This window comes from Staphylococcus sp. IVB6181, assembly GCF_025561445.1.
In the GTDB taxonomy this organism is placed as follows: Bacteria; Bacillota; Bacilli; order Staphylococcales; family Staphylococcaceae; genus Staphylococcus; species Staphylococcus simulans_B.
Genome location: NZ_CP095096.1, coordinates 1 through 15,678 on the forward strand (window position 1 = coordinate 1; position 15,678 = coordinate 15,678).

At 38.4% G+C, this 15,678-nt stretch carries 12 protein-coding genes and 1 other annotated feature; of the genes, 9 read left to right on the plus strand and 3 right to left on the minus strand.

Translation table 11 applies throughout. The annotated features are described in order from the left end of the window. The 6 genes from dnaA to gyrA all read left to right on the plus strand — a co-directional run bounded on the left by dnaA (position 1) and on the right by gyrA (position 9,129). Positions 1–1,365 carry a chromosomal replication initiator protein DnaA gene (gene dnaA / locus MUA90_RS00005; RefSeq protein ID WP_262587479.1) on the plus strand — a complete coding sequence of 455 codons (1,365 nt, stop codon included), beginning with the start codon at positions 1–3 and terminating at the stop codon, positions 1,363–1,365. A 256-nt stretch (positions 1,366–1,621) separates the two neighbouring features. After that, positions 1,622–2,758: a DNA polymerase III subunit beta gene (gene dnaN / locus MUA90_RS00010; RefSeq protein WP_105994065.1), complete on the plus strand. Its 1,137-nt coding sequence runs from the start codon at positions 1,622–1,624 to the stop codon at positions 2,756–2,758. Positions 2,759–3,124: 366 nt separating this feature from the next. Further along, on the plus strand, positions 3,125–3,334 hold the full coding sequence (gene yaaA / locus MUA90_RS00015) for a S4 domain-containing protein YaaA (protein WP_199790672.1): 210 nt from the start codon (positions 3,125–3,127) through the stop codon (positions 3,332–3,334). Then, the gene (recF, locus tag MUA90_RS00020) at positions 3,331–4,443 is read left to right on the plus strand and encodes a DNA replication/repair protein RecF (protein ID WP_262587482.1); all 1,113 of its coding nucleotides are present in this window, start codon (positions 3,331–3,333) and stop codon (positions 4,441–4,443) included. The genes yaaA and recF overlap by 4 nt, the downstream gene beginning before the upstream one ends. 12 nt (positions 4,444–4,455) lie before the next feature. Next, complete coding sequence (gene gyrB, locus MUA90_RS00025; protein ID WP_262587483.1) at positions 4,456–6,384, plus strand: DNA topoisomerase (ATP-hydrolyzing) subunit B; 1,929 nt, start codon at positions 4,456–4,458, stop codon at positions 6,382–6,384. A gap of 60 nt (positions 6,385–6,444) precedes the next feature. After that, entirely contained in the window at positions 6,445–9,129 is a 2,685-nt protein-coding gene (gyrA, locus tag MUA90_RS00030) for a DNA gyrase subunit A (protein WP_262587485.1), read from the plus strand. An 85-nt stretch (positions 9,130–9,214) separates the two neighbouring features. Here gyrA and MUA90_RS00035 read toward each other — a convergent pair whose 3' ends face one another. Then, a complete protein-coding gene (locus tag MUA90_RS00035) occupies positions 9,215–10,039 on the minus strand; it encodes an NAD(P)H-hydrate dehydratase (protein WP_262587486.1) in 825 nt (274 codons plus the stop codon). A 469-nt stretch (positions 10,040–10,508) separates the two neighbouring features. On the opposite strand from MUA90_RS00035, the gene hutH reads away from it, so the two are divergent. Together hutH and serS are read left to right on the plus strand one after the other, a co-directional pair. Further along, positions 10,509–12,023 (plus strand): histidine ammonia-lyase, encoded by a 1,515-nt coding sequence (gene hutH, locus MUA90_RS00040; protein ID WP_105994061.1) that lies wholly within the window; start codon positions 10,509–10,511, stop codon positions 12,021–12,023. Positions 12,024–12,105: 82 nt separating this feature from the next. Beyond that, positions 12,106–12,315: a binding site (T-box leader), on the plus strand. 100 nt (positions 12,316–12,415) lie between these two features. Next, complete coding sequence (gene serS, locus MUA90_RS00045; RefSeq protein ID WP_262587490.1) at positions 12,416–13,702, plus strand: serine--tRNA ligase; 1,287 nt, start codon at positions 12,416–12,418, stop codon at positions 13,700–13,702. Between the two features lie 256 nt (positions 13,703–13,958). On the opposite strand, the gene MUA90_RS00050 is transcribed toward serS, so the two are convergent. Continuing rightward, positions 13,959–14,198, minus strand: a complete 240-nt coding sequence (locus MUA90_RS00050; RefSeq protein WP_105994059.1) for a hypothetical protein — start codon at positions 14,196–14,198, stop codon at positions 13,959–13,961. Between the two features lie 130 nt (positions 14,199–14,328). Beyond that, a complete protein-coding gene (locus MUA90_RS00055; protein WP_262587495.1) occupies positions 14,329–14,526 on the minus strand; it encodes a hypothetical protein in 198 nt (65 codons plus the stop codon). A gap of 217 nt (positions 14,527–14,743) precedes the next feature. On the opposite strand from MUA90_RS00055, the gene MUA90_RS00060 reads away from it, so the two are divergent. Next, positions 14,744–15,670: a DUF2232 domain-containing protein gene (locus MUA90_RS00060; RefSeq protein ID WP_262588768.1), complete on the plus strand. Its 927-nt coding sequence runs from the start codon at positions 14,744–14,746 to the stop codon at positions 15,668–15,670. The last annotated feature ends 8 nt before the right edge of the window (positions 15,671–15,678 follow it).

A 15,678-nucleotide genomic window follows, 5' to 3' on the forward strand; every position in this document is an offset into this window, starting at 1 on the left:
ATGTCAAAAAAAGAAATTTGGGGAAAAGTTCTTGAATTAGCTAAAGACGAATTGACAGAAGTAAGTTATAACACTTGGTTTGAGCCGCCAAAAACAAAATTGGTAGGAATCGAAGATTCTGAGGCCATTATTTTAGTGAATGATGGATTTATCAAAGAATTTTTGAAAAAACAATATACCGGTATTGTTGAAAAATTATTCGAAAATGCGATTGGGACGCCGCTTAAGCCAAGATTTGTCATTCAAAATGATCTGACAGCTGATGCACAACTTAAAACTGATGTGAAAGAACAAAATAATGAAAAAGAAGCCGAAATACCAAGCTTCCAAAACAGCAGCGAAGACCAATTCAATGCGCATAATACATTTGAAACTTTCGTTATCGGACCTGGGAACCGCTTCCCGCACGCAGCAAGTTTGGCAGTAGCGGAAGCACCCGCAAAAGCTTATAACCCGTTGTTCATCTACGGAGGCGTTGGTTTAGGAAAGACACATTTAATGCACGCAATCGGGCATTACGTCTTGCAAAATAATAAAGATGCGAAAGTCATCTATACATCCAGCGAGAAGTTTACAAATGAATTCATTAAATCAATCCGAGATAATGAAACAGAAAGATTCAGAGAAAAATACAGAAATATCGATGTGCTGCTGATTGACGATATTCAATTCATCCAAAACAAAGAGCAGACACAAGAAGAATTCTTCCATACTTTCAATGAATTACATCAAGCTGAAAAACAAATTGTCATCTCAAGCGACCGACCTCCTAAAGAAATTTCAAAATTAGAAGATCGTTTGCGCTCTCGTTTCGAATGGGGCTTGATCGTTGATATCACGCCGCCTGATTACGAAACACGTATGGCAATTCTGCAGAAAAAGTTAGAAGAAGAAGATGTCGATATTCCGTTAGAATCTTTAACTTATATCGCAAACCAAATCCAATCCAACATCCGTGAATTAGAAGGTGCCTTAACTCGTGTTATCGCCTATTCCAGATTACAAGGCGAACCGATTACAACTGAACTCACTGCAGAAGCACTTAAAGATATTATTCAAACACCGAAATCTAAGAAAATAACAATCCAGGATATTCAAAAAGTGGTTGGACAATACTACAACGTGCGACTTGAAGATTTTATTGCGAAAAAACGTACAAAATCCATCGCCTATCCGCGTCAAATCGCAATGTATCTTTCTCGCGAACTGACTGATTTCTCACTACCGAAAATCGGAGAAGAATTCGGCGGCCGCGATCATACAACAGTGATTCATGCGCACAGAACTATTCGTGAAGATATGGAAAAAGATACATTATTCAAGCAAGAAGTAGAAAATCTGGAAAAAGAAATTCGAAATCAGTAAACATTTTAGAAATTTACTAGCAGATCAGGGTAAAATTAAGTGAGACAACCGAGCTGTTATACTACAGAGATAAAAAGGTGATTGTGGACAATGTGCAGAAGTTGTACACATCATACACAGATTATCCACATGTGTATAACTTCTCACAGCAAGGTTTTTACAGGATTATCCACTTATCCACAGCCCCTACTACTATTACTACGGTTTTAAAACCTATATAATTAATTTATAAACGACTGGAAGGAGTTTAAAATTTATGATGGAATTCACGATTAAAAGAGACTATTTCATAAATCAATTAAATGACACGCTAAAAGCAATTTCACCAAGAACAACATTGCCTATCTTAACTGGTATCAAAATCGATGCGAAAGAAGAAGGTATCATTTTGACTGGTTCAGATTCAGAGATTTCAATTGAAATTTCAATCCCTAAAGAAGTCGACGGAGAAGAGATTGTCACAATTTCAGAAACAGGATCAGTCGTACTTCCTGGTCGTTTCTTTGTAGATATTATTAAAAAATTACCAGGCAAAGATGTTAAGTTATCAACAAACGAACAGTTCCAAACTTTAATTACATCGGGTCATTCAGAGTTTAACTTAAGCGGCTTAGACCCAGATCAATATCCATTGCTGCCGCAAGTTTCTCAAGATGATGCAATTCAATTACCAATCAAAGTCTTAAAAAATGTCATCGCGCAAACAAACTTCGCAGTGTCCACCTCAGAAACACGGCCAGTTTTAACTGGTGTGAACTGGTTGATTCAAGATAATGAATTAATATGCACTGCGACAGACTCGCACCGTTTGGCTGTAAGAAAATTAAAATTAGAAGATGAGGACATCGAAAATAAAAATGTCATCATTCCTGGTAAAGCTTTAGCTGAATTAAACAAAATCGTAACGGACTCAGAAGATGACATCAATATCTTCTTTGCTTCAAACCAAGTGTTATTTAAAGTCGGACACATTAATTTCATTTCAAGATTGCTTGAAGGACATTATCCTGATACTTCTCGCTTGTTCCCTGAAAACTATGAAACAAAAATTGAAATGAGCAACAGCGACTTCTATCACGCAATTGATCGTGCTTCATTGCTTGCACGCGAAGGCGGCAATAATGTCATCAAACTAAGCACAGGCAATCAAGAAGTTGAACTTTCTTCTACATCACCTGAAATCGGTACGGTTAAAGAAGATGTAGACGCAAATAATGTTGAAGGCAGCAGCTTGAAGATTTCATTCAACTCTAAATACATGATGGACGCATTAAAAGCAATCGATAACGACGAAGTTGAAGTAGAATTCTTCGGTACCATGAAACCTTTCACTTTAAAACCTAAAGATGACGATTCAGTAGTTCAATTAATTCTTCCAATCAGAACTTACTAGTCCGAAAATAAACAGTGACATTCACGTAAAAAACGGAAATCCTTTTTGCAGGGTTTCCGTTTTTTCGTGTTGAAAATGAAATATGGAGTTTAAATCAATTTTAAAGGCCCTCAGATGTCGCACAGTGAACTTTAAAAATGATTTGGATAAAAATATCGGGACAACAAAATTTTTCAATGTCACCTTTTAAAATGCAAAAAATGAGCAATAGTGAGGTAAAAAAATCAAGTTTTTGAAAAACAGCTGAAATTTTATTGAGATAAGCCTAGAAATCAACCTGTAACACATGAAATTTATTACAAAAAAAGGTATAATATATTAATGACCTTACAAAGAAATGGAGTGAGTGTGTTGACTGAAAAAATCATGGTTGAAGGTGACATTACTTTAGGACAATTCCTGAAAACCGAAGGCATTATCGAATCAGGCGGACAGGCAAAATGGTTTTTAAAAGATTTCGAAGTTTTCTTGAACGGCGAAAGAGAAACGCGTCGCGGAAAGAAACTTGAAGATGGCGATCAAATTGAAATACCTGAAGTGGGTTCTTTTGTAATAGCACATCAAGGTGACCAATGAAATTAAATGCACTCCAGCTTGAAAATTACCGCAATTACGAAGCAGTCGCATTAGATTGCCATCCTGATGTAAACATTTTGATTGGTGAAAATGCGCAAGGCAAAACCAATTTATTAGAATCTATTTACACACTTGCATTAGCTAAAAGTCATCGAACAGCTAATGATAAAGAGCTTATTCGTTTTGGTGCTGAGTATGCTAAAATAGAGGGTGAGCTGAGTTATAGACATGGCAAGATGCCGCTTACGATGTTTATAACTAAAAAAGGCAAAAAGGTTAAAGTCAACCACTTGGAACAACATCGTCTGACACAGTATATCGGACACTTGAATGTTGTTCTTTTTGCCCCAGAGGACCTGAATATCGTCAAAGGATCTCCGCAAGTCAGACGCCGCTTTATCGATATGGAGCTGGGTCAGATGTCTGCGGTGTACCTCAACGACTTATCCCAGTACCAGCGTATTTTGAAACAAAAAAATAATTATTTAAAGCAATTGCAAACGAAACAAAAGACGGATCGTACCATGATTGAAGTCTTGAATCAGCAATTTGCGCAATATGCTTTGAAAGTGACACTTAAACGTGCCCATTTCATTGCAGAATTGGAAACACTCGCACAACCGATTCATGCCAGTATTACTGACGACAAAGAATCTTTAGAGGTCAATTACCGTCCAAGCTTGAAGCTGTCTGATACTGAGGATGAAGCAGCGTTGTTCGAAGAGGTACTTCAACTGCTGGCAGATAATATGGACAGAGAGATAGAACGCGGTGTGGCACTCTACGGCCCGCATCGTGATGATTTAGGTTTCAACGTAAATGGGATGGACGCACAAACGTATGGTTCGCAAGGACAGCAGCGTACATCTGCATTATCAATCAAGCTGGCTGAGATTGAACTGATCAACAAAGAAGTCGGCGAATACCCTATCTTATTGCTTGATGATGTGCTGAGTGAATTAGATGACTCCCGTCAGACTCACCTGCTGAGTACAATTCAAGATAAGGTACAGACCTTTGTGACAACAACGTCTGTAGAAGGTATTGATCATGAAATTATGAAACATGCAAAACTTTACCGAATAAACCAAGGTGAAATTATCAAGTGATAGAAAGTGAAGGTGGAAGCATTGTCAGATGTGAACAACACGGAAGATTATGGTGCTGGACAAATACAGGTATTAGAAGGGCTTGAAGCCGTTCGTAAACGTCCGGGTATGTATATCGGATCTACTTCAGAAAGAGGTCTGCACCATCTCGTATGGGAAATTGTAGATAATAGTATTGACGAAGCATTAGCTGGCTATGCTGATAGAATCGATGTCGTTATCGAAAAAGACAACTGGATTCGCGTAGAAGATAACGGTCGCGGCATTCCAGTAGATATTCAAGAAAAAATGGGCCGTCCTGCAGTTGAAGTTATTTTAACTGTTTTGCATGCCGGAGGTAAATTCGGCGGCGGCGGATATAAAGTATCAGGCGGTTTGCATGGTGTAGGCTCTTCTGTAGTTAACGCACTTTCAGAAACTTTAGAAGTTTATGTACACCGTAATGATAAAGTGTATAACCAAGCTTATAAACGCGGTATTCCGCAATACGACTTGAAAGTTGTAGGAGAAGCGGAAGGTACAGGTACAGTGATCCGTTTTAAAGCGGACCCTGAGATTTTCACTGAAACAACTGAGTATCAGTATGAAATCCTTCAAAAACGTATTCGTGAATTAGCTTTCTTAAACAAAGGCATTCAGATTACATTACGCGATGAACGCGAAGAAGAGGTAAGAGAAGATTCTTATCACTATGAAGGCGGTATTAAATCTTACGTTGAATTAATCAACGAAAACAAAGAACCGTTATTTGATGAGCCTGTTTATCTTCATGACCGCAAAGATGACGTAGAAGTCGAAATCGCATTGCAGTACAACAAAGGCTTTGCGACAAACTTATTATCTTATGCCAACAACATTCATACGTATGAAGGCGGTACGCACGAAGATGGATTCAAACGTGCGTTGACACGTATATTGAACAGCTATGGTACAAAACAAGGTATTATCAAAGAGGATAAAGAGCGTTTATCTGGTGAAGATACACGTGAAGGTTTAACAGCAATTGTGTCTATCAAACACAGTAATCCTCAATTCGAAGGACAAACGAAAACAAAATTAGGCAATACGGAAGTACGCCAGATTGTAGACAGACTCTTCACAGAAGATATGGAGCGTTTCTTGATGGAAAACCCTCAAGTAGCTCGTATTATCGTGGAGAAAGGCATTATGGCATCTCGTGCCCGTATCGCAGCTAAAAAAGCGCGTGAAGTAACACGCAGAAAATCAGCACTTGAAGTGTCCAGCTTACCTGGTAAATTAGCAGACTGTTCAAGCAAGAACCCGGACGAAAGTGAAATCTTCATAGTCGAAGGCGACTCTGCCGGAGGGTCTACAAAATTAGGCCGAGACTCTAGAACACAAGCGATTCTGCCATTACGAGGCAAGATTTTGAACGTTGAAAAATCACGCTTAGACAGAATCTTAAACAATAACGAAATCCGTGCCATGATTACAGCATTCGGTACAGGTATCGGCGGAGAATTCGATATTACGAAAGCGCGCTATCATAAAATCGTTATTATGACAGATGCCGATGTGGACGGTGCGCATATCAGAACGTTGTTATTGACATTCTTCTACCGTTTCATGCGTCCGTTGATTGAAGCGGGATATGTATATATTGCACAACCGCCGTTATTCAAATTAACGCAAGGCAAACAAAAGTATTATGTCTTTAACGAACGTGAATTAGAGAAATTAAAATCAGAATTGAAACCGACACCGAAATGGTCAATTTCTCGTTACAAAGGTTTAGGGGAAATGGATGCCGATCAATTATGGGAAACTACAATGAACCCTGAACACCGCTCAATGCTTCAAGTAACATTGGATGATGCGATTGAAGCGGATATGACATTCGAAATGCTGATGGGCGATGTCGTTGAAAACCGCCGTCAATTTATCGAAGACAATGCAGTCTATGCAAACTTGGATTTCTAATCTTAAAAGTATGTATCACTGCAACAGCTACGGAATTAATAACTTAAGGAGGCAATCTTGATGGCTGAATATCCTGAATCAAGAATAATTGAACGAAATATTAGTAACGAGATGCGTGAATCGTTCTTAGACTATGCGATGAGTGTTATCGTATCTCGTGCTTTGCCAGACGTCAGAGATGGTTTGAAACCGGTACATCGTCGTATATTATACGGTTTGAACGAACAAGGAATGACGCCTGATAAACCGTATAAGAAATCCGCACGTATCGTAGGTGACGTAATGGGTAAATACCACCCTCACGGGGACTCATCTATCTATGAGGCTATGGTGCGTATGGCTCAGGATTTCAGCTATCGTTATCCTCTTGTTGACGGTCAAGGCAACTTTGGTTCAATGGATGGCGATGGTGCAGCTGCAATGCGTTATACCGAAGCACGTATGACGAAACTTTCTACAGAACTATTAAGAGATATCAATAAAGATACAATCAACTTCATTGATAACTATGACGGGACAGAAAGAGAGCCGGAAGTCTTACCGGCACGTTTCCCGAACCTCTTAGTAAATGGTGCTTCAGGGATTGCAGTAGGTATGGCAACAAACATTCCGCCGCACAATATGACAGAGGTCATCAATGGTATTTTAAGCCTAAGCCACAATCCTGATATTACAATTGCGGAATTGATGGAAGATATTACAGGTCCTGACTTCCCGACTGCAGGTTTAATCCTAGGCAAGAGCGGTATTCGCCGTGCATATGAAACAGGACGCGGTTCTATTCAAATGCGTGCACGTGCTGAAATCGAAGAACGCGGCGGCGGTCGCCAACGTATCGTTGTGACTGAAATCCCGTTCCAAGTCAATAAAGCACGTATGATTGAAAAGATAGCAGAATTAGCACGTGATAAACGAATAGACGGTATTACAGACTTGCGTGACGAAACAAGTTTGCGTACAGGTGTCAGAGTAGTTATTGATATTCGAAAAGATGCCAACGCAAGTGTTATCTTGAATAACTTATATAAACAAACACCGCTGCAAACTTCATTTGGTGTGAATATGATTGCATTAATCAACGGCAGACCGAAATTAATCAATTTTAAAGAAGCGCTAGTTGAATACTTAGAACACCAAAAAGTAGTTGTACGCAGACGTACAGAATACAATTTGAAAAAAGCCGAAGATCGTGCACATATCTTAGAAGGTTTAAGAATTGCCTTAGACCATATCGATGAGATTATTACGACAATCCGTGAATCAGAAACAGATAAAGTCGCAATGGAACGTTTGCAAGAACGCTTCGAACTTTCTGAACGCCAAGCACAAGCTATCTTGGACATGCGTTTAAGACGTTTAACAGGTTTAGAAAGAGACAAAATCGAATCTGAATATAACGATTTGATTGCTTATATTGAAGAGTTGAGAGAAATCCTTGCGGACGAAGAAAAATTATTGCAATTAGTACGTGATGAATTAATTGATGTCAGAGAACGCTTCGGTGATGAACGCCGTACTGAAATTCAACTTGGCGGTCTTGATCAAATCGAAGATGAAGACTTGATTCCAGAAGAACAAATCGTTATTACATTAAGTCATAACAACTACATCAAACGTTTACCGGTTTCAACGTACCGTTCGCAAAATCGTGGCGGACGCGGTATACAAGGTATGAACATGCTGGATGAAGACTTTGTCAGTCAGATTGTTACGATGAGTACCCATGACCATGTATTGTTCTTTACAAACCAAGGCCGTGTCTACAAACTCAAAGGTTATGAGGTGCCGGAACTCTCACGTCAGTCTAAAGGTATCCCTGTAATCAACGCAATTGAGTTAGAAAATGATGAATCCATCAGTACGATGATTGCGGTGAAAGACCTAGAAAAAGAAGATGCTTATCTTGTTTTCGCAACGAAAAACGGTATTGTGAAACGTTCATCATTAAGCAACTTCTCGCACATTAACAGAAACGGTAAAATCGCAATCAACTTCAGAGATGAAGACGAACTTGTTGCGGTACGTCTAACAGACGGCACAAAAGATGTATTATTAGGTACTTCTCGTGCATCGCTCATCCGCTTCAGAGAATCACTCTTAAGACCACTCGGCCGTACAGCAGCAGGCGTAAAAGGTATCTCATTACGTGAAGGCGACTTTGTTGTGGGACTTGCAGTTGCGAATGGCGATAGTGAAGATGAAGTGCTTGTAGTCACTGAAAATGGTTACGGTAAACGTACACCGATTGGTGAATACCGTCTTTCTAATCGCGGCGGTAAAGGTATTAAAACAGCGACAATCACAGAGAAAAACGGTGATATCGTTTGTATCACTACCGTAACTGGCGAAGAAGACTTGATGATTGTGACAGATCATGGTGTCATTATCAGAATCGATGTCAGCGATATTTCTCAAAACGGACGTTCAGCACAAGGTGTCAGATTGATTCGTCTAGGCGAAGATCAATTTGTATCTACTGTCGCAAAAGTTCAAGAAGAACCAGAAGATGAATTAGAAGGTACTTCTGACAGCGGTGCACTTCCTGGAGAAGACGAACCGACACCGACAGTCGAAGAACAAGTGATTGAATCAGACGATGACGACCGTACAATTCATACAGAAGTTGTCGATGAAACTGAAGATGAAGACGGCGAAAGAAAAGAAGTAAGACAAGACTTCATGGATCGCGTGAATGAAGATATTGAAAATGCGGATTCAGAAGATGAAGATAACGAAGAAGAATAATTTAAGTGAATAGATAAAGTAAAAGCTTTCTGCAAAACCCATCGGTTAAGCAGAAAGCTTTTTTATTACTATAAATTCATTAAGTTTAATCTTCTTTTTCTTCTAAACGTTTCATCGCATATGGAATTTCCGCTATTAAGTTTGATGGCGGTACTACATACATTTCTTTAGATAAATACTCGCCAACATAACTGTGTACATAAGTACCTGCTTTAACCGCATAGTTGAAATCATCGAATTGGCCGATGAAGCTAGTAATGATACCAGAAAGTGTATCACCCATACCGCCTGTTGCCATCGCAGGTGTGCCGATTTCTAATTTGTAAGTTTTATCTTTTAAATAGATTTCAGTACCATGCTGCTTTAAGACTACCGCTGTGCCGATTTGATCAACTGCTTCGCGATTACGTTCATAAGTTTGTTCTTCAATCGGAATACCGCTCAATCTTTCCCATTCCATTTGGTGAGGTGTGAATACGATATTACGGCAGTCCGGAATCTCTACTTTCAATTTACTCATAATAGAAATTGCATCTCCGTCAATAATCAAGTTTTGATGCGGTTGAATATTTTGGAGTAAGAATGTCATTGCGTTATTACCTTTGAAATCTCTGCCTAGTCCAGGTCCGATTAAAATACTATCTGAGATTTCTATCATTTTCGTTAACATTTTTGTATCGTTGATATCAATAACCATTGCTTCTGGACAGCGTGAATGCAGTGCCGCATGGTTAGTCGGATGCGTTGCGACTGTGATCAGTCCGCTTCCGCTGTATATACATGAACGAGCAGCCATAATAATTGCGCCGCCTAAATTCGCATTACCGCCGATTAAAAGAATCTTGCCGTAGTCCCCTTTATGGGTTTCATCTTGTCTTTTTGGAATAGTAACATCTGTTAAAATTTCCACCATAATCCCTCCATATTCCCTATCAATTTTGAATCTTAAGCTTCATAAATGGAGCTTTAGGTTTCTCGATGTGTTGATGGTTGCTTATAAAATTTAAGCACATCTCAATCCAATGAGATGAGCCTGTTAGTCCATATTTTTTACTAATTTCTTAATGCATTAGAATATACTATACCTATCGAATGGGTAAGTCAATACATATAATTTAAGTATTTATTAACATTCGGTAAGCATGCGTCATGACAAGGATGAGCAGTCTTCTATCATCTGCATTTCTGCTTCTAGTATCGGCTTTACGACTATGTTCAACTCATGAAAGTAATGAAGAAGTCAAAAGCTGTATTTTAGCTTGTTAAAATAGTGACGTATTAACACGCTACGGCTTTCGCTAAAGCTATTGTCCTACCCAAAATGTAAGCGTATACTTGTGATAATTGTATACATTTATTTTACTGAGGGGGTAATTCAATTGACATTAGAATTAAACGGAGCATCGCTCACAATTGAAGATATCAAGACATTTTTACACCAGCAAGATAAGGTAGCAATCTCAGCTGAAGCAATGGAACGTGTAAAGCAGAGCCGTGCTATTGTGGAGGAAATCATTAAAAATAAAGAAACGATTTATGGTATTACAACAGGGTTCGGCTTATTCAGCGATGTCTTAATCGACCCTGAGCAATACAATCAATTACAAGTGAACTTAATTCGTTCCCATGCTTGTGGAACAGGGGATCCGTTTTCGCATGATGTGGCATTAGTGATGATGGTATTACGTCTGAATACTATGTTAAAAGGGCATTCAGGTGTAACAACTGACTTAGTAGATCAATTGATTTATTTCATCAATGAACGTATTATTCCGATTATTCCGCAACAAGGTTCGTTAGGTGCATCAGGTGATCTAGCACCGTTATCTCACCTTGCATTAGCATTAATCGGAGAAGGCAAGGTCTTTTATCAGCAAGAAGAAAGAGACAGTAAAGATGTACTTGAAATGCTAGGACGACAACCATTAGAACTTTCCGCAAAAGAAGGATTAGCTTTGATTAATGGAACGCAGGCAATGACAGCACAAGGTGTCATCAGCTGTATTGAAGCGGAAAGCCTGGCATATCAATCTGAATGGATTGCGGCACTGACACATCAAGCATTAAACGGCATTACAGATGCTTATCGTCCAGAAGTACATGATGTGCGCAACTTCCCAGAACAAAGTGCAGTAGCGGATCGTATGCTGTATTGGTTAGAAGATTCTCAGTTAACTACACATCAAGGTGAAATCCGAGTTCAAGATGCGTATACATTACGCTGTATTCCGCAAGTCCATGGTGCCAGCTTTGAAACATTGAAGTTTGTGAAACAGCAATTGGAACGTGAAATGAATGCGGCTAATGATAATCCGTTAATCTTCCATGAAGATGATGAAACCTTAGTGATTTCAGGCGGCAACTTCCATGGTCAGCCTGTTGCTTATGCGTTAGATTTCTTAAAAGTAGCAGTCAGCGAATTAGGCAATATCGCAGAACGCCGCTTAGAACGCTTAGTTAATCCGCAATTAAACGGTGGTTTGCCTGCTTTCTTAAGTCCTGAACCTGGATTGCAAAGCGGTGCGATGATTATGCAATATGCGGCTGCAAGTTTAGTTTCAGAAAATAAAACATTAGCACATCCGGCAAGTGTTGATTCCATTCCATCATCAGCTAACCAAGAAGATCATGTTTCAATGGGTACAATCGGATCAAGACATGGTTATCAGATTGTGGATAATACGCGCAGAGTGCTTTCAATCGAATTAATTATTGCGCTGCAAGCAGTGGAACTGAAAGGCATCGATCAATTATCGCCGCGTTCGCGTGAAAAATATGAGACATTAAGAAACATTACGCCTTCTATTACAGAAGACCGTCAATTCCATCAAGATATCACGCAAGTTTCGCGTTATTTACAGCAAGCTGCGTATACTGATGCAGAATGCAAATAACATGAATTTTTCTTGAATTCAGAAAAATTTTATATTTGAGTTGCAATTTAAAATAGTATTTGCTATAGTGAAGTTAAGTTAATAAAACATTGTTCGCAGGATAAGTAGTCCTAAGTAATAATTTCAGAGAGCTTATGGTTGGTGTGAATAAGCAATTAAGGCTTAGCGGTGAATCTACCTGCATATGAGTGAACAACCGGTTTTAACCGTTATTTTAGTGAGAGTGCAGTGTGCATCAATTTTTGATACATACTGTTAAATAGGGTGGCAACACGTATACCACGTCCCTTGTAGGGGCGTGGTATTTTTTTATCTTTTTTTAAAGCTACTCTAAAATATTATTAATTTTTATTATTATACCCCTACACATATTTCGAAAGGATGACTTAAACATGTTAGATATTAAATTGTTTAGAAATGAAACTGATCGCTTAAAAGAGAAAGTAAGATTACGTAATATGGATCCGAAAATCGTGGATGAAGTATTAGAACTTGATGGCAAACGTCGTGAATTAATCGGTAAAGCAGAAGAAATGAAAGCTGAACGCAACCGAGTAAGCGGTGAAATCGCTGAGAAAAAACGCAACAAAGAAAATGCGGATGACGCTATTAAAGAAATGAGAGAACTTGGCGATAAAATCAAAGATATTGATACTGAATTACATGAAGTGGATGATGCGTTGAATTATAGATTATCTACAATCCCTAATATCATGCATGATGATGTACCTGAAGGCGAAACTGATGAAGATAATATTGAAGTTAAAAAATGGGGTACACCACGCGAATTCGACTTCGAAGCAAAAGCACACTGGGATTTAGTCGAAGAATTAGGTATGGCTAATTTCGAACGTGCTGCACGCGTATCTGGTGCACGTTTCGTCTTCTTAACAAATGAAGGTGCACAATTAGAACGTGCGTTAATGAACTACATGTTAACAAAACATACAACTCAGCACGGCTATACTGAAATGATGGTACCTCAACTTGTAAATGCAAATGCAATGTATGGTACAGGTCAACTTCCAAAATTCGAAGAAGACTTATTCAAAATTGAAAAAGAAGGCTTCTACATGATTCCAACAGCAGAAGTACCTTTAACTAACTTCTACCGCGAAGAAGTTTTACCTGCAGATAAATTACCAGGTAAATTCACTGCACAGTCAGCATGCTTCAGAAGCGAAGCGGGTTCTGCCGGACGTGATACACGTGGTTTAATCCGTTTGCACCAATTCGATAAAGTTGAGTTGGTACGCTTTGAAAAACCTGAAGATTCTTGGGATGCATTAGAACAGTTAACAAGCAACGCAGAAGCAATCTTAGAAGAACTTGAATTACCATATCGTCGTGTCATCTTATGTACAGGCGACTTAGGATTCAGTTCAAGTAAAACATATGACTTAGAAGTTTGGCTTCCAAGTTATGATGACTACAAAGAAATCAGCTCATGTTCTAACATGACAGATTTCCAAGCACGTCGTGCTAACATTCGTTTCAAACGCGACAAAGATGCTAAACCTGAATTAGTTCATACATTGAACGGAAGCGGATTAGCAGTAGGTCGTACATTTGCAGCGATTGTTGAAAATTACCAAAATGCGGATGGTTCAATCACGATTCCAAAAGCATTAGTACCATTTATGGGCGGAAAAGAAAAAATCGGCCCAGCAACAAAATAAATGGGATCATCGAGTAGTTGGAAAATGAATTAAGATGATCCAACCTCGTTCCAATATATATATTTACCTACCACATGGACGCTATGCCTTACCAACATAGCGTCCGATTTTTTATTTCCTAAACCATTATTTCCTGATAAAAAGCAAAAAACCGACTACCCTCTAAGGATAATCGATTGAAATAGAATAGATTAAAAATACTGTATTGAAAGGGTTTGTTAGACATCAAGGTGTCTAACTTCAGACAAACGGAAGTCTACCCTTTTACCTTTTGTTTTTGAGCTTCTGAACGCTGTGAAGTATCGACATATAGAAATGCGATCAATGCCATAATGCTCAGTGTAACGAATGCAAAACCTAATGGAATCAGAAAATTTCCAGCGTTTAAAAAGACAAACCCAGTGATACTCATTCTAATCAAGGCATGCAATACGAAACATAATATGCTTGTGAAAAACAGCGCAAGGCTGCTTCCTGCTAAGAAAACTTTCTGCATATTCCGCTGCTCCTTCTTAATATAAAATCTTCTTTGACATACTCATTATATCGTGGTTTGCAACATATTTCGATAGCGTTTTCGTGAATTAATATAAATTTAACAAATTTTTGTCCTTGCACAGAGTATGTTAAGCGCCTGTCATCAATTGCATGATACCGAAAATCAAAATAATAAGTGAGGCAATTGCGTTTAAACTCAGAGAAAGTACTATCATTTTCTGGCTTATGTATCCTTTTTCTTTCTTCGATTCTCGAACAGAAAGGATAACTGAAACGACTAACAAAAGTAGTACAATGACATATGTAATGATTGCACCGGCTGACATATAACGCCTCCTTTAAGAATTTAAAAAATATGTATTTTATTAATTTATACCTCATTTAAAATCAATAGAAACATTAGGGAATTCTATGTCTCAGTTATGAAAATAAAAAGTGAGAATCAAAGAAGACCGACAGGCTTAAAAACATATAGGATACCAGTGATATCAAGTAGGTGATTCTTGCCAACTATGTTAAAATAATTCTTATAGTTACTAAAGTATAGGAGTGGCGAATTTGTTTGCAAAAATAGACCTGAAGGCGACGCTTCTAGCGACATTAGCTTTGCTGATAGTTGCTGCAGTCACCTATTTTTTACCGGTTGCCGGAATCATATTATTCTTCGTTGCAACGGTGCCTGGGATAATTCTATGGCATAAGTCTATTATGTCATTCGGTGTTGCCGCGTTGATTACAGTTGTATTGGCTGTTCTTTTCGGAAGTCAATTGGTACTAAGCTATATCATCTTTATCTTGATCTTAAGCTTGGTTGTAGGCCAATTATTGAAAGAACGTACTTCCAAAGAACGTATACTCTATATCGCGACTACATATATGAGTATTATTTCATTAGCAGCGTTTATGCTGCTTCAAGTCTTTGAAAAGCTGCCGCTTTCACAAGTACTTGTGAAGCCATTAAAAGATCAGTTATATCACGCAATGGCAATGAGCGGGTTGGACGCTTCTTCACGCGGTGTATTTGAAGAAGGCTTTAGACAATTAGCAGTCCAATTACCAAGTTATGCTATCATTATCATTTTTATCATGATTTTGGTTAACTTAATTGTTACGTTCCCGATATTACGTAAGTTCAAAATAGCAACCCCAGTATTTAAACCGCTGTATGCTTGGCATTTTAAACGTGTGATTGCATATATCTACTTTGTAGTACTGTTGTGTGTCATGTTCGCAACACAACCTGGTACATTCCAAAGTATTGTTTTAAATATGCAAGTCATCTTATCGTTTATTATGTTCATTCAAGGATTAAGTTTTATCGCATTCTTTGCTAAAGTAAAACGATTACCGGCAGCAGTGGGTATATTATTAATGATTGTCGGATTTTTAATTACACCTATCATACCTATCGTAGGCCTTTTAGGTGTTGTAGATTTATGTTTCAATCTGAAAAGATTTATCAAAAAATGATTTGAGGT